Source organism: Acinetobacter sp. 243_ASPC (genome assembly GCF_001054715.1).
In the GTDB taxonomy this organism is placed as follows: Bacteria; Pseudomonadota; Gammaproteobacteria; order Pseudomonadales; family Moraxellaceae; genus Acinetobacter; species Acinetobacter soli.
The window spans coordinates 18,989-36,746 of the sequence record NZ_JVOR01000002.1 but is presented as its reverse complement, the minus strand read 5'-3'; the positions used below and the strand labels follow the sequence as shown (position 1 = coordinate 36,746).

14 protein-coding genes and 1 pseudogene are annotated in these 17,758 nt (G+C 38.1%); 10 read left to right on the top strand and 5 right to left on the bottom strand.

The features are described from left to right. The first annotated feature begins 238 nt into the window (after nucleotides 1-238). Nucleotides 239-1,216, top strand: a complete 978-nt coding sequence (gene lipA / locus ADA42_RS00180; protein WP_048763035.1) for a lipoyl synthase — start codon at nucleotides 239-241, stop codon at nucleotides 1,214-1,216. A gap of 209 nt (nucleotides 1,217-1,425) precedes the next feature. After that, complete coding sequence (locus ADA42_RS00175; RefSeq protein ID WP_048763034.1) at nucleotides 1,426-2,514, top strand: transcriptional regulator; 1,089 nt, start codon at nucleotides 1,426-1,428, stop codon at nucleotides 2,512-2,514. A gap of 94 nt (nucleotides 2,515-2,608) precedes the next feature. Here ADA42_RS00175 and ADA42_RS00170 read toward each other — a convergent pair whose 3' ends face one another. After that, entirely contained in the window at nucleotides 2,609-4,693 is a 2,085-nt protein-coding gene (locus tag ADA42_RS00170; RefSeq protein WP_048763031.1) for a catalase, read from the bottom strand. Nucleotides 4,694-5,126: 433 nt separating this feature from the next. On the opposite strand from ADA42_RS00170, the gene ADA42_RS17920 reads away from it, so the two are divergent. The 4 genes from ADA42_RS17920 to arsH are packed head-to-tail and all read left to right on the top strand — an operon-like array spanning nucleotide 5,127 to nucleotide 7,691. Then, nucleotides 5,127-5,450 (top strand): ArsR/SmtB family transcription factor, encoded by a 324-nt coding sequence (locus ADA42_RS17920; RefSeq protein WP_081407794.1) that lies wholly within the window; start codon nucleotides 5,127-5,129, stop codon nucleotides 5,448-5,450. Between the two features lie 6 nt (nucleotides 5,451-5,456). Beyond that, on the top strand, nucleotides 5,457-5,930 hold the full coding sequence (locus ADA42_RS00165; protein WP_048763029.1) for an arsenate reductase ArsC: 474 nt from the start codon (nucleotides 5,457-5,459) through the stop codon (nucleotides 5,928-5,930). A 7-nt stretch (nucleotides 5,931-5,937) separates the two neighbouring features. Then, nucleotides 5,938-6,981, top strand: a complete 1,044-nt coding sequence (gene arsB, locus ADA42_RS00160; RefSeq protein ID WP_048763027.1) for an ACR3 family arsenite efflux transporter — start codon at nucleotides 5,938-5,940, stop codon at nucleotides 6,979-6,981. A 5-nt stretch (nucleotides 6,982-6,986) separates the two neighbouring features. Further along, on the top strand, nucleotides 6,987-7,691 hold the full coding sequence (gene arsH / locus ADA42_RS00155; RefSeq protein ID WP_004937174.1) for an arsenical resistance protein ArsH: 705 nt from the start codon (nucleotides 6,987-6,989) through the stop codon (nucleotides 7,689-7,691). Nucleotides 7,692-7,822: 131 nt separating this feature from the next. On the opposite strand, the gene ADA42_RS00150 is transcribed toward arsH, so the two are convergent. Beyond that, entirely contained in the window at nucleotides 7,823-8,791 is a 969-nt protein-coding gene (locus tag ADA42_RS00150) for a TerC family protein (protein WP_048763025.1), read from the bottom strand. Nucleotides 8,792-9,025: 234 nt separating this feature from the next. Here ADA42_RS00150 and ADA42_RS18685 point away from each other — a divergent pair, with 234 nt between their 5' ends. The 4 genes and pseudogenes from ADA42_RS18685 (at nucleotide 9,026) to adeS (ending at nucleotide 12,797) form a co-directional block, all read left to right on the top strand. Next, nucleotides 9,026-9,229: a hypothetical protein gene (locus ADA42_RS18685; protein ID WP_048763023.1), complete on the top strand. Its 204-nt coding sequence runs from the start codon at nucleotides 9,026-9,028 to the stop codon at nucleotides 9,227-9,229. Nucleotides 9,230-9,438: 209 nt separating this feature from the next. After that, nucleotides 9,439-10,679, top strand: a pseudogene (gene gltS, locus ADA42_RS00140) (sodium/glutamate symporter). A gap of 275 nt (nucleotides 10,680-10,954) precedes the next feature. Continuing rightward, the gene (gene adeR, locus ADA42_RS00135; RefSeq protein ID WP_048763021.1) at nucleotides 10,955-11,716 is read left to right on the top strand and encodes an efflux system response regulator transcription factor AdeR; all 762 of its coding nucleotides are present in this window, start codon (nucleotides 10,955-10,957) and stop codon (nucleotides 11,714-11,716) included. Then, nucleotides 11,706-12,797, top strand: a complete 1,092-nt coding sequence (adeS, locus tag ADA42_RS00130; RefSeq protein WP_048763019.1) for a two-component sensor histidine kinase AdeS — start codon at nucleotides 11,706-11,708, stop codon at nucleotides 12,795-12,797. Before adeR ends, adeS begins: the two co-directional genes overlap by 11 nt. A gap of 14 nt (nucleotides 12,798-12,811) precedes the next feature. On the opposite strand, the gene ADA42_RS00125 is transcribed toward adeS, so the two are convergent. From ADA42_RS00125 to ADA42_RS00115, 3 genes are all read right to left on the bottom strand, one after another. Then, nucleotides 12,812-13,357 carry a GNAT family N-acetyltransferase gene (locus ADA42_RS00125; protein ID WP_048763017.1) on the bottom strand — a complete coding sequence of 182 codons (546 nt, stop codon included), beginning with the start codon at nucleotides 13,355-13,357 and terminating at the stop codon, nucleotides 12,812-12,814. Between the two features lie 86 nt (nucleotides 13,358-13,443). Then, nucleotides 13,444-16,548 (bottom strand): efflux RND transporter permease subunit, encoded by a 3,105-nt coding sequence (locus ADA42_RS00120; RefSeq protein ID WP_048763015.1) that lies wholly within the window; start codon nucleotides 16,546-16,548, stop codon nucleotides 13,444-13,446. A 1-nt stretch (nucleotide 16,549) separates the two neighbouring features. After that, nucleotides 16,550-17,710 carry an efflux RND transporter periplasmic adaptor subunit gene (locus ADA42_RS00115; RefSeq protein ID WP_171249900.1) on the bottom strand — a complete coding sequence of 387 codons (1,161 nt, stop codon included), beginning with the start codon at nucleotides 17,708-17,710 and terminating at the stop codon, nucleotides 16,550-16,552. Nucleotides 17,711-17,758: the final 48 nt, after the last annotated feature.

Below are 17,758 nucleotides of genomic sequence, written 5' to 3'. Positions count from 1 at the left end.
TAGACTAAAAAAAATTAATTTTTAAATCAGTAAGATCAACATAAAAAACAAAAGGTTAAACAATCAAAAAAATTTGTAATTTTTTTATAATATTCATATACATGCTAAAACAAACCTTTAACCAACCTTTATTTTATATGATATGTTTTTTGCCCAGTTTTATATTATTGGTGCAATAAAAATAGCGAATGAAGATCGGGATTTATATTAATTATTTTTAAATAATGGAGCATTTAAAATGGATTTAAATAACACAATATTAACTGGAAATAAGTTAAGAGGCGCTGAAAAAATAGCACGTATTCCAATTAAAATTGTTCCAACAGAAATTACGCCAAAGAAACCTGAGTGGATTCGAACTAAAATGAGTCAGCCTGAAGAAGTTCGAATGATCAAGAATTTACTAAGACAACAAAAGCTTCACACGGTGTGTGAAGAAGCAGCTTGTCCTAATTTGCCGCAATGTTTTGGCAGTGGCACGGCAACATTTATGATCATGGGAGATATATGTACTCGACGTTGTCCATTTTGCGATGTGGCTCATGGCCGTCCTCAAGTTTTAGATATTCATGAGCCAAAGAATTTGGCTGAAACGGTTAAGAATTTAGGATTAAAGTATGTGGTGATCACCTCGGTTGATCGAGATGATTTAAAAGATGGCGGTGCACAACACTTCTCTGATTGCATTCGAGAAATTCGTGAAACCAGCCCAGATACTTTGATTGAAATTTTAGTTCCTGATTTTCGTGGCCGTGCTGATATTGCGCTTAAGATTTTGAGTCAAAATCCACCTGACGTTTTTAACCACAATATTGAAACCGTTCCGCGTCTGTATAAAGCCATGCGACCAGGCGCTGACTATCAGCATTCATTGGATCTACTGAATAAATTCAAACACTATTGTCCAGACATTCCCACCAAATGCGGATTGATGGTGGGTTTAGGAGAAGTGGAGGCAGAGGTAATTGTATTGTTAAATGACTTAAAAGATTACCAAGTAGACTATGTCACTATTGGTCAATACTTACAGCCTTCTAAATCTCATGCCCCCATTCACCGCTTTGTTACCTTAGAAGAATTTAAACATTATCAGAAACATGGAGAGCGCCTAAAATTTAAAAATATTTGGAGCGGCCCATTGGTCAGATCGAGTTACTTTGCTGAAAAGCAGTACTACGGACAGCAACTATCTGACCAACTTAATCGAATTGACTGATGAAATTGGATTCAACCTGAGTAAAAATCTATATGCTCAAAACTTACTAAAATTCGATAGAAAAAAGAATTCTTTCCTATTACAGTTTTTCATATGGAAATAAATGTCTGCAAATCAATTAACCCAATAGAACGTTGATATAGGCGGTGTCGGAATAATAAATAGTTTTACTCAAGCGAATACGTTGCTCAACCATAAAGGAATATGGAATGAATCATTTGGAAAAAATAAATTCAGCTTTACAAACAACACATTTAGTTAATCAGATTGATGTAAAAGCAGCCCCGATTCTTCTTTTGCGTGATGAAGAACATAATTCTATATTTGATCGATCTATACACCAAACCTGTGATGAACTGTCAAAAATCGCCTATGACTCCGAAATGGCAATAGGCTTAACTGACCATCAAGGTACATTACTATGGACCTGGAGTAGTCGAACAATGTTATCGTCTGCAGAACAAGTCAATTTTATTGAAGGTGGTCACTGGTCTACTCAAGCTGTGGGTAAAAATGCCATCGGTATGGCGCTCAATAGCCATCGTTCGAGTTGTGTACATTCTCATGAAAATCAGATGAATAGTGTACGAGACTGGGTGTGCTATGCAGCTCCTATTATTGATCCAGTATCTAATCATTTTCATGGTGTTATTAATTTATCGACCAAGTATAAAAAACACACGCCTTTGGGGGTTTTAGCTGTTGAGCGTTGTGCCGACTTAGTACGTCAATCGCTGTTAACTCAACAAAAAAATATTTTATATATTCATGCATTAGGAACACCAAGAATTGTATTTAATCAAACACCCCTAGTGTTAACTCATCGCCAAATTGAAATTTTATGCATTCTGGTTCTACGTCCAAAAGGTATCAGTTTGGATGAGCTACATTATGCTTTGTATGGCGATCGAGACGTTAGTGTCAAAACGCTTAAATCAGAATTATCTCAATTACGTAATCTGTTGCCTAACTGCATTGATTCCCGAGTATATAAATTAACTTGTGAAGTTGAATGTGATTTTTTAAAAGCTGAACATTCTTTAAGTGCCGGATTTTTAGCGAGCACTTTTTCTTTATATAAAGGAAGTTTTCTGTCTAAAACTGAAAGTCCTTATCTTTGTGCATGGAGAGAAAGTTTTGATGCTCGTTTAAGCTATTTAATTTATCAACTACAGGATGTAGATCAACTATTAAAAATTATCGGTTATTTACCAGAGCGAGTCGATGCCGTGCAACGTTTGCTTGAACTGATCCCCAAAGATAGTATCTATCACGATCGTTTTTCAAAATTTGTTTAAGCAGATTGAGTTAATTGAGATCATTACGACCTACAATGTGATGAGAACCAAAAAAGTCTAGAACTCATTATTGATTCTAGACTTTTTCCTAGATTTATACTGGAACACTTGCTATTACATCTTCTCGAGACCAAAGTCTGTGATTCTGTATGGCTAATTTAAATTTATCCTGTTGATCTTTAAAAGACTCGCTAGTGAAAATAGCATCATCTTGATGGATACCAAAATAATCGAGAAGTGACTTTTTATCGTCAAGCAAATAGATGGGTTTCAGATGCTTATAAGTCTCTAAAACATAATATTTTGCTACGCCATCGGCTTTAAAAGTATCTAAATTATCTCCATCAATCACAACAATAGCATCATAAGTGACAGATGGTTCTCCATTTTGGCGACCATCAACTGCAATCTCTTTGCCATCTTTAGATCTAACGGGAGCTGCACTTGGAGCAAGAACTTCCGCAACAGCATTTTCACCTTCAGCCCATGCTTTGACTGCATCTACCGAACTAGCATTTGCACCATTATGTACCAAGATTGCGATTTTTCGTTGTTTAATATCCGGTGCTTTAAAAGCATCAATACTCAGTTTTTCAGAAATTTTTACCTGACTTTGCTGATCTGTTTCAGGTTGCATTAATGGCTTTAAGCCGAGTTCATTTGCAACATATGTGGCAAGATCTTTATCAATATTCACTAGAACTCGATCGATAACTCGCTGACGAATCGCTTCATCTTGTACTTTTGATAATTCAAATGCATAAGCATCTTTTATATGCTGTTGTTCATGTTTTTTTAAGCTGCTGTAATGAAGCGTAGCTTGAGAAAAATGATCAGCAAAGCTTTCAGGACGCACACGCAATTTGCTTGCTTCTACAGGTTCTGGATAAGAGCTAAACGCACCTTTGTCTTGATCAGCTTCACGTGGCCAATTTTCATCTACTGAATTTGGCTCATAATTTGCCTTTCCTTTGTAAACTTCATGGTTGGCAAAACCTCCACGTCGGTTAGTATGAAATGGACATACAGGTTTATTGATTGGAATCTGATTAAAATTGGCTGTGCCTAATCGGTGGAGATGCGTGTCTGTATAGCTAAATAAACGCCCTTGAAGTAAAGGATCATTACTGAAATCGATTCCTGAAACAATGTTTGCAGGACTAAATGCAACCTGCTCTGTTTCAGCAAAGAAATCATCTGTATTACGGTTAAGTACGAATTTACCTAATGGCGTTACCGGTACTAGTTCTTCAGGCACAAGTTTTGTCGGATCTAATACATCAAAATCCCACTGAGCAGCCTGTTCCTCAGTGAAAATTTGAGCTCCTAGTTCCCATTCTGGATAATTTCCATTTTCAATTGCATCCCACAAATCACGACGATGAAAATCTGGATCTTTACCATTTAGCTTCAATGCTTCATCCCAAACAACCTGAGCGACGCCTTGTTTTGGTGTCCAATGAAATTTAACCAAATGCGCTTTGCCTTGCGCATTAATCAATCTGAATGTATGTACACCAAAGCCTTGGATAGAACGTAAGTTACGAGGAATAGCTCGGTCAGACATGACCCAAGTTGTCATATGCGCGGTTTCAGTATTTAAAGAAACAAAATCCCAAAATGTGTCGTGTGCAGATTGCCCTGTAGGAACTTCGTTTGGATCTTCAGGTTTAACAGCATGAACAAAATCAGGAAATTTGATCGCATCTTGAATGAAAAATACCGGAATATTATTCCCAACTAAATCATAGTTGCCTTCTTGCGTGTAAAATTTAATTGAGAATCCACGTACATCTCGGACGACATCTGCTGATCCACGCCCACCTTGTACCGTTGAAATACGGGTAAAAATTGGTGTCGGGTGAGTTGTATCTGTAAGAAACTGAGCCTTCGTCCATTTCTCATTTCCTTCATAGGCTTCAAAATAACCATGTGCACCAAAGCCACGAGCATGAACAACTCGCTCTGGTATACGTTCACGATCAAAATGAATTAATTTATCTCGTAGTAGAAAATCTTCCAGTAACGTTGGTCCACGATCGCCAATTTTTAAACTATTTTGATTATCGGATACAGGAACACCCAATGAACTCGTGAGTATCTTCCCTTTAGGATCGACATAACTTTCATTTTCGAATTGTGTGATCTTGGCATTGTCCTTATTGGATTTTCTGCTCATTGTATTTTTCCTAGTTGGTATTTTTAAAAAATGTAAAAAATGTGAATGATATTTATAGACTTCAAGATAGTATCTGAGAATTAAGTACTTTTTTTCATATGATACGGTTTGATAACGTTAAAGCAACAATTTAAATGCTATATGTACTCACCATCTTACTCATTGATTGCCGTATCAGTCTGCTCGAAAATAAATATGGAGCTTATAATTTTGCTTGTTTAAGCTATTAGCGGATCTTCCCTGAAATTGACGAAGTTTGAAGTCAAAATATATTTGCAATCAGTTCAGTCTTTTTAAAATTAGCTTTATTTAAGTTTTATTAACATTGATCATTCAAATTTATTCAATTTTTACTTCATAGAATGCTAAAAAATATTGCACTCATATATGCATATGCGTATATTCGAAATATCAAATATATAAGTAACAATGTATGAATCAATCTGATTTCTTCAAGTGTCTTTCCGACTCGACTCGACTCGATATTCTTAAGTTGATTTTGGCTCGGCACAATGTCTGCGTGTGTGAACTGACAGAACATTTACAACTCAGTCAACCCAAAATTTCCAGACATTTAGCCCTGCTTCGCAACCTTTCCATTTTACTGGATCAAAGACAAGGACAATGGGTGTATTACCGCTTAAATCCGGACCTTCCAGAATGGGCCAAGGATATTTTGAATATCCTGTCAAATCTGTCTGATCACTCTATCAATTTAGTCAATACTCAATCATCCATCCCAACTCATTGCGAGTAAGCACCAATGAAATTCTTGTTTTTATGCACCGGAAACAGTTGCCGCAGTATCCTTTCTGAAGTGCTGTTTAATCATCGGGCTCCGGCAGGCTGGACAGCCTATAGTGCAGGCAGCCAACCATCAGGACAGGTCCATCCTCTCACTATCGAAACCCTAGAAAATATGGGTCTTTCAACTGATGGATTATGGAGTAAAACCATTGATGACTGCGAGCAATACCAGCCAGATGTTGTGATCACAGTCTGTGATTCAGCAGCGCAAGAACCTTGTCCACTGTATTTAGGTACAGCGATTAAAGCACATTGGGGCTTGGCTGATCCTTCACATTTAGATTTGCCAAAAGAAGAAAAACTACAAGCATTCCAAGTGACGGTTAAACATATTCATCGTCGTTTGGATGCTTTGTTTGCACTAGATAGCACAAATATGACGCGTACTGAATTGATCGCAGCGATTAATCAGATCTCAAATATTGAATGAGAACATCATGGCTCGACAAAGACTGTCTTTTCTAGATCGTAATCTTACGCTATGGATTTTTATTGCCATGGCTGTAGGAATCGGTATTGGCGTTTTCTTTCCGCAGGTCTCTGTTTCTTTGAATAAAATGAGCATTGACTCAGTCAATATTCCAATTGCGTTGGGACTGATTTTGATGATGTATCCACCGCTTGCCAAAGTGGACTATGCTGCTTTACCGCAAGTATTTAAAGATAAAAAAACCTTAACTCTGTCGTTGGTGCAAAATTGGATTATTGCGCCTGTTTTGATGTTTGCTTTGGCGATTATCTTTTTGCAGAGCTACCCTGAATACATGACGGGTTTGATCCTGATTGGTTTAGCAAGATGTATTGCGATGGTTCTGGTTTGGAATGGTCTGGCCTGTGGCGATAATCAATATGTTGCCGCATTGGTGGCTTTCAACAGTATCTTTCAGATTTTATTTTTTAGTACGTATACTTGGCTGTTTCTCACTTTTTTACCTCCGTATTTTGGTGTTGCAGGTCAAGTTATTGATGTTAATTTCTGGACGATTACTCATGCGGTTTTGGTTTATTTAGGAATTCCGTTCTTACTCGGTTTTATCACTCGATTCTTATTGGTTCGAGCCAAAGGTTTAGTTTGGTATCAACAAGTCTTCTTGCCCAAGATCAGCCCGCTCAGTTTACTTGCTTTATTGTTTACGATTGTGGCGATGTTTAGCCTCAAAGGAAACGATGTGGTCAGCTTACCTCTGGATGTATTACGCATCGCAATTCCATTGACGATTTATTTTATTGTGATGTTCTTCATTAGCTTCTTTATGAGTAAATGGATGGGTAATGACTATCCTAAAACTACTGCAATTTCATTTACCGCTGCGGGAAATAATTTTGAATTAGCGCTAGCTGTGGCAATCGCAACTTTTGGTTTAGCTTCTCCTGTGGCATTCACGACAGTGATCGGACCTTTGGTTGAAGTTCCCGTATTGATCGGATTGGTCAGCGTATCTTTATGGCTTAAAAAGAAGTTTTTCAAAACTAAGGTGTAATTTCGATGTCTCTCCCAAATATAGATATAAATCTTCTCGACCAACCAACTTTAGAAAAAGTACAAGCCAAAGCATTGGATCATCCACCACGTATACTTTTGCTTTATGGCTCAAATCGAGAACGTTCATATAGTCGATTGGCAGTGTTGGAAGCAGGACGTATTCTTGAGCACTTCGGTGCTGAGGTAAAAATTTTTCATCCCAAAGAACTTCCTTTACCCGAAGACAGCGATGCTGCACATCCCAAAGTCAAAGAATTGCATGAGCTTTTAGCTTGGTCTGAGGGAATGGTATGGTGCTCACCAGAGCGACATGGCGCTATGAGTTCGATTTTAAAAGCGCAGATCGATTGGATTCCGTTAGCAGCTGGCGCTATCCGTGCAACTCAAGGCAAAACTCTTGCAGTGATGCAAGTTTGTGGTGGCTCACAGTCATTTAATGCAGTCAATCAATTGCGAATTCTGGGTCGGTGGATGCGTATGATCACGATCCCAAATCAATCTTCTATTCCAAAAGCATTTTTAGAATTTGATGAGTCAGGACGTATGAAACCTTCATCTTATTACTCTCGAATTGTAGATGTTATGGAAGAGTTGTATAAATTTACCCTTTTAACTCGAGGACAGTCCGCATATTTAACAGATCGTTATTCTGAACGTGTTGAAACTGCGGAAGAGCTGTCGAAACGAGTCAATCAGAAAAATATTTAGTTTTAGAAACAGAGCATTAAAAATTTGGAAGCTATACACTATTTTTAATGATGTTGATAGCTTCCCATTTAAGCATTCAAATAATTTCTATAATCTCTATTTAATTTTAGATATTCAAATAAAATCGATCCTCATTCACTTCTCTTGGTTTTCCATAATGAATACATGATACCGATAAATAAAATGGCAAAGGTAATGGAAAGTGATAGTGCTGGAGGAATTTTAGCAATACCCAGGCCATCTGCGATAAAGATCTTTGAACCAATAAAAACCAGTAATACAGCTAAAGCGTATTTCAAATAGTGGAAGCGATCTACCATAGCCGATAAAGCAAAGTACAGCGCTCTTAAGCCTAATATGGCAAAGATATTAGACGTATACACAATAAAAGGATCAGTGGTGATCGCAAAAATTGCAGGTACACTATCAATTGCAAAAATCAAATCTACAAACTCGATCATGATTAAGGCCAAAAATAGTGGAGTCATGAACCATGCTAATTTATTTGTTTTTGGATCGGTTTGTTTAACCCAAAACTTTTCTGCATGAAGTTGATCTGTCACTCTAAAGCGCTTTTTGATAAAGTTTAAGATCGGTGAATTTCCAACCTCATACTGTTTATCGACACTCAGCCACATTTTTATTCCGGTCAAAATGAGAAAGCCAGCAAAGATATAAAGTACCCAAGAAAACTGGCTCACTAAGGTCGCGCCTAAGCCAATCATTATGGCTCTAAGAATGATAACGCCGATGATTCCCCAAAATAAAACCCGGTGTTGATAAATTCTAGGGATAGAGAAATAGGTAAAGATCATGGCAATGACAAATATGTTATCCATCGCCAGTGATTTCTCAATAACAAAGCCAGTAACGTAGTTGAGTCCTGCTGTGGGACCGATATACCACCAGACCCATGTACCAAACAACAAACCTAGAGTGATATAAAATGCTGAAAGACCTAGGCTTTCTTTCACACCAATCTCTCTAACATTACGGTGTAATACCCCTAAGTCTAGAACAAGTAAGACAAGAACGATGACAATGAAAAATAACCACATCCACACCGGTTTATCTAAAAACTCTGAAAACAGAATATCCATTTATTTCCTCTACTTATGTTTGTATTTATTCAGAAAAATATGCTGAAATTGCTTATTATTTGTCAAGCCTAATATTGTATTTCGCCTCTTCGGGTAAACTCAATCTTAGCGATATGAGTAAATACTTGCAGATCTACTTTTTATTTGTAATGATTATTGGTGGGTGTCTAGCAATGCTAAGGCAGGTAATTGTTGCAGTCGGGCCGCTGCAATGCCCACATAGAGCACGCCCACATGTTTAATCTAAATTTATTCAATAAAATTTCTACGAATGTCCTGATCTTAAAAAATGACCTTCAACTTGATACTGAATTAGAACTAATAAGTAAATATAATACGTCTATTTCTGATGACTATAGGCAAGCTATTGTTCTGATCCTTAAGGAACGTGGCTATTCCAGATTAGAAATTGGACTACTCCTAAAAGATAAAATTTAGGACATCGCATTTATCTGAACTCCTCAAAGCATAAAGCTTTTTCTTTATGTCTGGTCTAGCTGAAGCTTTGAATCTGATCAAAACTAATTATCTCATTGATTTTACTGTATTACATTTATTGTATTTTTGCATTTACCTAATCTTTAGACTGTATAACAGAATATCATAATAATGAAATTAACAGAATTCAAATAATATGGACGGTAGAAATGGAAATAACATTTAATGCATTTTATACCCTTATATCGGCTGTAATCGTTCTCTTATTAGGGCGATTTCTAGTCAACAAAATCGAGTTCTTAAATCGTTATAACATTCCTGAACCTGTAGCAGGTGGTCTGGTTGCCGCTATTATATCTATGTTTTTGCATAATATTTAGGGGCTAAGTATCACGATAAGTAATGAATTACAAACAAGTTTTATGCTCATTTTCTTCGCATCAATTGGTTTGAGCGCAAACTTTTCGAAATTGCGTGAAGGTGGAATGGGTTTAGTGGTTTCTTAGTGTGTGTTGCTTCTTTTATTATTCTACAAGATTTTGTGGGAATAGGTTTGGCTACACTATTAGGAATTGATCCCCTTATAGGTTTGATTGCTGGTTCAATTACATTAACTGGTGGCCATGGTACTGCAGGTGCATGGGGAGAAATCTTAGAAGTTGAACATGGTATTCAAGGTGCATTAGCTTTAGGTATGGCCAGTGCAACCTTTGGTTTGATTATTGGAGGAATCATCGGCGGTCCATTAGCTAAGATATTGATTAACCGCTATCAATTGGCACAACCAAGTACCAGTGAGCAAATCACACAACGTGATACAACACCACGATCTGAATCAAGTCCAATTAAATTTACTCAATTTGAATATCCTCATCAAGTACGCTTAATTACTGCCGATAATGCCATTACCACACTGGGGATGTTTGCAGCTTGTCTAGCATTTGCAAATTTTATGACTGGATTTAGTAAAGGTTCTTGGTTTGAACTTCCCACATTTGTCTGGACATTGGCAGGCGGCGTGATTCTTAGAAATGTTCTAGAAAGCGTTTTTAAGGTCAGAATTTTTGATCGTGCAGTAGATGTATTTGGTAATGCCTCATTGTCGTTATATTTAGCAATGGCGCTATTATCACTGCAATTATGGCAATTAACTGATTTAGCTGGCTCACTGGTTGTGATCTTGGGTGCGCAAACATTAACGATTGCACTGTATGCAGCCTTTGTAACATTCCGAGTTATGGGAAAAAATTACGATGCTGCGGTGCTGTCAGCAGGTCATTGTGGTTTTGCGATGGGTGCAACATCAACTGCCGTTGCTAATATGCAAGCAATTACCAATATGTATGGTCCGTCGCATAAAGCCTTTTTGATTGTTCCACTCTGCGGCGCATTTTTTGTGGACCTTATCAATGCAACAGTCATTCAGTTAATCATGAAGTTTATTGGTTAAAGCGAGCTTGATCAGAGCATATCTGATCAAGTTTTTGATCTAAGTTATCTAATTCTATCTTATACATTAAACGTTTTTCATAGATCATTCTTTACTTATATCCAAGTTATAGGTCTTAGCGATTCAATTAAATCTCAAATTCAGTACTTTTATTTCTATTTCATTAACGTTCATCAAGAACGCTTAAAAGTTGTTAGATGGCCATTAAAACTAATAAAAATATCCGCTATCCGATTAGACATTTTTATAAAATCACTATACTTTAAAAAACATTCATGACCTTAATTTTAGTACGCTTCGGTATTCCCTTGAACACATCCTATCATTCCTGTGATTTATCCAATAAAACCATTCTTGTAGTCGAAGATGACTTTGACATTGGTGATATTCTTGAAAGATATTTAAAAAAAGAAAATATGCATGTAATCCGTGCTATACAAGGTCAACAAGCACTAGAATTATTAAAAGTCCATGCTATTGATCTCGTGATCTTAGATATTAAACTGCCAAAAAAAAATGGTTGGGAAGTATTAACCGTTTTAAGACAGTACAGCAATATTCCTGTGATCATGCTCACCGCTATGGACGATTTCGACAATAAAATCATGGCATTAAAAATGGGTGCCGATGACTTTGTGGTGAAACCCTTTAATCCGAATGAAGTGATTGCTCGAGTAGAAGCCGTATTACGGCGCAGTACCTTACAGCAGCAACAAAAGAAATATCTGAACTATAAATCCATTGAAATTGATCTTGAACAACATTTGGTGTATGTCCTTCAACATGACCAAAAGCAAATGCTGAATCTCACGCTGACTGAATTTAATATTCTAAAGTTGATGTTGCAAAGTCCGAATAAGGTATTTACCCGGACTGAATTAATTGAGAAGTGCATGCCCGAAAAAAAGACACTTGATCGTACCGTAGACAGCCATATCAGTAACTTACGGAAAAAGCTTGAACAAAAACGCGCTTTGGGATATTTCATCAATTTACGTGGTGTAGGCTACCGATTAGATCAAAATCATGAGAACTAAACTGAATAAAAATTCGATTGGTATTAGCGCTCAACTACTGATTATGATGAGCGTACTGAATCTGGGAATAACTATTTTCTCTTTTGGTTTGGGTTATTTGGTTTATGGCTGGGCAACAGAAAAAGGTTTACTCGATCTCAAGAACGCTTGCCCTGATAATTTTTCTTTTACTTCAGTAGACTATCTGTGGACTTTTTTGGTCGTGTTGACGGGCTTTTTGCTATCCACTTTTTTAGCTTTCAGATACGCTAAACGTTACACTCAGCCGATCAATGCACTGGCCAATGTCGTAAAACAAATCCAGCAAGGAAATCTTTCATTAAGAATTGAACAGCAACAAGCACACATTCCACATGAAATTATGTCATTAATCCAGAATTTTAATGCCATGGCCAATCAGCTCGAGATCTCAGTCAAAAACTCTACTCTTTGGAATGCGGCAATTGCACATGAACTTCGCACCCCGATCACTATTTTACAGGGTCGATTACAAGGAATAGTCGATGGTGTTTTTGAAGCAGATCCGCAGTTACATCAAAGCTTGCTCAGTCAAGTAGAAGGATTATCTTACTTGGTTGAAGATTTACGTACGCTGACTTTGGTTGAAAACCAACAATTTCGTTTAGATATCCAAAAAACAAACCTTCAGAACAGTATTTTTAAGTGCTTTCAAATGTTTCAAGATCGCTTTGAACACAAAGGATTGCATGTAGTTTTTAATTTGACCCATGAAACAGCGCGATGTGATGTAACACGTATGGAACAGGTGTTGATTGCCTTATTTTCTAATGCTTCACGTTATGCGGACGCTGGCAAACTTTCCATTACAACTAAAACAACCCAAGACCATTGGATTTTGATGCTTGAAGATCAAGGCCCAGGTATCCATGAGCAGCACCTCGAACACTTATTCAAACCCTTCTATCGTTTAGAAGAATCTCGATCACGCTCGGAAGGTGGCACTGGTCTGGGGCTTGCAGTGATTTACGCCATTATTGAGGCACATCAAGGACAAATCACCTATACGACATCAACAGATTTAGGTGGTAGCTGTTTTACCATTCTCTTGAAAAAGTCATAGCGCCAAAAAAGTTCTCAAACCCTAGTTTTATCTAACCACTCTTTTTTCAATATGGCGTATTGGAGAGTATTTTCGTATTTTGGCGTTCCATCTTCATGCTGAACAAAAGAAATATATTCGACAAAACATCCTTCTTTACGCATACCTAACCGTTCACACAGTTTTTGTGAAGCATGATTATCTTCCTCGACATAAGCGTAGATTCTTCGTGCATTGAGCTGCTTGAAAAGATGATCTAAGAATGCATCAGCACTCTCATAGGCAAAGCCTTGGCCATGAAAAGTTGTATTGAAGTTCCATCCTACAGAGTAGGTATCTGGTTCTTCATGAATAAAAAATAGCTCCCCAATGACCTGATTGGTTTGTTTTAACTGAACTGCAAGATAATCTTTACTCTGCTGTCTTGTTTTTATTTTTTCAATCGCTTGTTCAATCTTTAAAATTTGTTCGTCAATAAAACAATTTACTTTCGGCTGAGAAACATAAGCCAGCAAATCACTTGCGTCTTCAATTTCAAATGCTCGCAAAATCAATCGTGATGTTTCAATTCTTACTTGCATTACATCAACCTCGTTTGAATACTCAACAACATTATCCAATGAGATAAAGCGGACACGCCTTATCTCATGACTATATTGGACATGAACTACTTGTGAGAATGTTTTCGTTGAGAGAATTTTTCTACAATGTTCATCACGAAAATAAAGAACACGGGAACAAAAAAGACTGCCAGAATGGTGGCGCTGATCATACCGCCAAACACGCCTGTACCAATGGCTTTTTGCGTTTCCGAACTAGCACCTGTTGCGATTACCAAGGGAATTACACCACAGGTAAATGCAAGAGATGTCATTAAAATAGGACGTAATCTTAGTTTTGCTGCGGCGACGGTTGCCTCAACCAAGCCCATACCCTCTTGTCTTAATGTTTTGGCAAACTCAACAATCAAAATCGCATTTTTTGCAGATAGACCAATAATGGTTATCAAGCCCACTTTGAAGAAAATATCATTGGGCATGCCTCTTACCATCACCGCGATAAACGCCCCGACCATGCCAAGAGGAACCACCAACATCACCGATAAAGGAATTGACCAGCTTTCGTACAGTGCAGCCAAGACCAAAAACACCACCAGCATCGATAAGATCAGTAAGAATGTGGTCTGTGCTTCAGACTGTCTTTCTTCGAGAGAAATTCCCGTCCACTCATAACCGACACCTTGAGGCAGTTGCGTAATGAGACGTTCCATTTCAAGCATCGCTTGCCCAGAAGAAAATCCTGTTGCGGGACTCCCCGTAATACTTAAAGACGGTCGACCATTGTAACGGTTGAACTGCTGAGGGGCATGCTGCCAGATTGGTGTGATCACTTCAGCCATCGATACCAGTTTACCACTCTGGCTATTCACTTTAATTTTACCAATATCTTCAATACTCATTCTAGATTTGGCATCTAGCTGTACAATCACTTGCTGCATACGATCCTGATTGGGGAAGTCATTGATATACATAGACCCCATAGAAGTCGAAATAATATCCGTGACATCGCTAAAGTTGACACCTAATGCCTGTAATTTTTCACGATCAATTTTTAGCTGTACCGTACTCCCCTCCGGTAAACCTTCAGCATATACGCCAGTAAGTTTTTTATTTTGCGTAGCAAGTGTAATGAGCTGATTTTGTGCTTTGATCAAAGCATCCATACCAATGTTGCCTTTATCTAGTAAACGCAAAGTAAAACCAGACGATGTTCCTAACTCATCGATCGCAGGGGGTAAAACAGACATTGTTTGCCCTTCTGAGCTATCGGTCATGGCCATATTGGCATTATTCACAACTTTCTGTGCAGTGATCGTTCGATCTTTAAAATCGGTCAGATTGGTAAAAAACATGGCAGTATTTTGACCTGAACCGCTAAATCCAAATCCTAAAATCGCCATATTATCTTTAATGCCTTTTTCATGATTGAGAAATTGCTGAAATTCATTAACCACTTTAAGAGTGCGCTGCTGAGTGGCATCTGCCGGCAACTGAATGGAAGTCATAAACCAGCCTTGATCTTCCTCTGGCATAAATGCCGTTGGCACCATTTTAAAACTGAAGATCAGTACAGCCACAATGCCAACAAAAATGAACATCGCAGGCAAAACATGTCGGGTGACTCGAAACAGTATTTTTTCGTATTGATTATTCAGTTTTTCGAAATTTCGATCAAACCAGCCAAAAAATCCTTTTTTCTCTTGATGTGCATGAATAGGTTTTAATAGCGTTGCACATAAGGCAGGCGTTAATGTCAGCGCCAGGAATGCTGAAAACAGAATAGAAACCGACATAGTCATGGTAAATTGACGATAAATAATTCCCACAGAGCCTGCAGCAAATGCCATCGGTAAGAATACCGCAGCCAAGACTAAGGTAATCCCGATTATGGGATTGGTAATTTCGGTCATGGCTTTTGAGGTCGCTTCTACAGGAGACAAGTGTTCTGTTGCCATAATCCGTTCAACATTCTCGATCACCACAATCGCGTCATCCACAATAATTCCGATGGCGAGCACCATGCCAAACATGGTCAACACGTTAATTGAAAACCCTGCGATCAGCATAACTGAAAAGGTTCCCAGTAAGGCAATTGGTGCAACAATCGCAGGAATGAGGGTATAGCGAATATTGTGAAGGAATAAAAACATTACGATAAAGACAAGAACCATTGCTTCTAGCAAAGTGGTAATTACTTTTTCAATCGATACTTTTACAAACGGAGCTGTATCGTATGGAATAGAAAATTTCATACCTTGTGGCAAAGAAGCACTGAGCTGATCGAGTTTTTCTTGAACCCCTTGAGCGGTTTTCACTGCATTGGCACCAGGGCTCATTTGAATAGCAATAGCTGTAGAAGGTTTACCATTTTCCAGAATGGCAAAATTATAAGACTGCGCACCAATTTCAATTCGAGCAACATCCGATAATTTTACATTCGCCCCATTTTTATTTGATTTGAGGCTAATATTTTTGAATTGTTCGATATTTTCCAGCTGACCTAAGGCGGTTAATGGAATGGTAATTTGCTGATCTTTTGATGCAGGCAAATCTCCGATTCGACCGGGAGAAATCGGAATGTTCTGATTTTGAATGGCTGTATTGACATCTTTAATACTAAGTCCATATGCAACCAAGCGATCAGGGTCGACCCAGATACGCATCGCCTTTTCTGCACCAAAATTTTGAACCTTACCTACGCCATTGACCCGTTTAAGCTCCTCAATCACAAAGCGAGCCATGTAATCACTCAGATCAACTTCAGAGTAACGATTATCAGAAGAATTAAGTCCCACAATCATCAAAAAACCAGATGATGCAGCATCAACCATCAATCCTTGCTGCCTTACCGACTGTGGCAGCCTTGATTCAATTGCTTTGATTTTGTTTTGTACATCGACTTGAGCAAGTTCAACATCTGTACCAGGCTTAAAGGTGGCTGTGATGGTTGCACTTCCTGAATTATCCGATGTTGAACTGTAATACAGTAAGTTTTTAACTCCTGACATCTCGCGCTCAATCAATGTGACTACACTGTCATTGAGTGTTTTAGGCGTCGCCCCAGGATAGGTTGCGGTGATACTGATTTGCGGCGGTGCTACACTTGGAAAACGGGCAATGGGTAATTTAGGAATACTCAATACCCCAAATAAAATAATAAATAGTGCAATCACCCAAGCAAAAATTGGTCTACGAATGAAAAACTGAGACATCTTAGTGTGCTCCTTTTTCAGAGGTAGCTACAGATGGTTGCCAGATTTTAATTTTTAATTTCTGATCTGGCTGTATACGTTCCGCACCTTCAACCACGACCTTTTCACCAGCACTCAAGCCACTGGTTACTACATAATTACTTTGATAACGCTGCCCTAACCGAACAGGTTTAACAATAGTCTGTCCCTGTGAATTAATAACCGTAACATTGGTCTTTCCACTGATATCATGTTGAATTGCTCGTTCCGGTATCAAAATCGCATTGTCAATTACAGCACGATTGATATTGACCCGCACATACATACCCGGTAGAAGTTCTTGCTGGCTGTTTTTGACGAGAATACGGATTGTGACATCACCGGTATCAGGATCAACATTAGTATCTGAAAACAGTAATTTTCCCTTTGCCTGATAAGGCTTGCCCTGACTGTTTAAAATAACGACTTGAGGTTGCACATCTGATACTGTTCCTTGCTGTAACGCTTCTTGTAATTTCTCATATTCAATAATAGATTGTTTCACATCGACATAAACTTGACTGATCTGTTGAATGACAGCCATCGCTTTAGTATCTGCTTGACCAACCAATGCACCTTCCGTCACTAAAATCTGACCGATACGACCAGAAATAGGTGCTGTAACCGTAGAATATTTTAAGTTCAATTTTTGTCTGGTTAATGCTGCTTTTAGTTGAGCAACATCGGCTTTCGCTTGATCATAAGCTGTCTCAGTATTGTTATATTCTTGCTGACTAATTGCATGGCTTGACAATAATTGTTCATAACGGCCAAGAAGCGATTTTAAACGTATCACTTCAGCCTGAGCACGTTGTAATGTAGCTTGATTACTCTCTACATCTGCTTGCAAGATATCGGAATTAATTTTGAATAAAGACTGACCTGTTTTGACATCAGAACCTTGTGTAAATAATACCTTTTCCACAATTCCTCCGACTTGTGGACGAATTTCGGCAATCCGATACGCTGTTACGCGTGCAGGTAGATTTTCAATAAGGTGAACTGGTTGCTGCTGTGCAGTAAAAACGCTGACAACCGCTGGTGGCTGTTCAGTTTGAATTTCTTCAGCATTTTTTTTGCAACCCATAAGCATGGCTGCACTCATCCCCAACACACAAAGCTTAAGATGAAAGTGTTTGTTCATTTTAACTACAACAAAATTAGTGACAGTTGGTATTGTTAAAACTTAGTT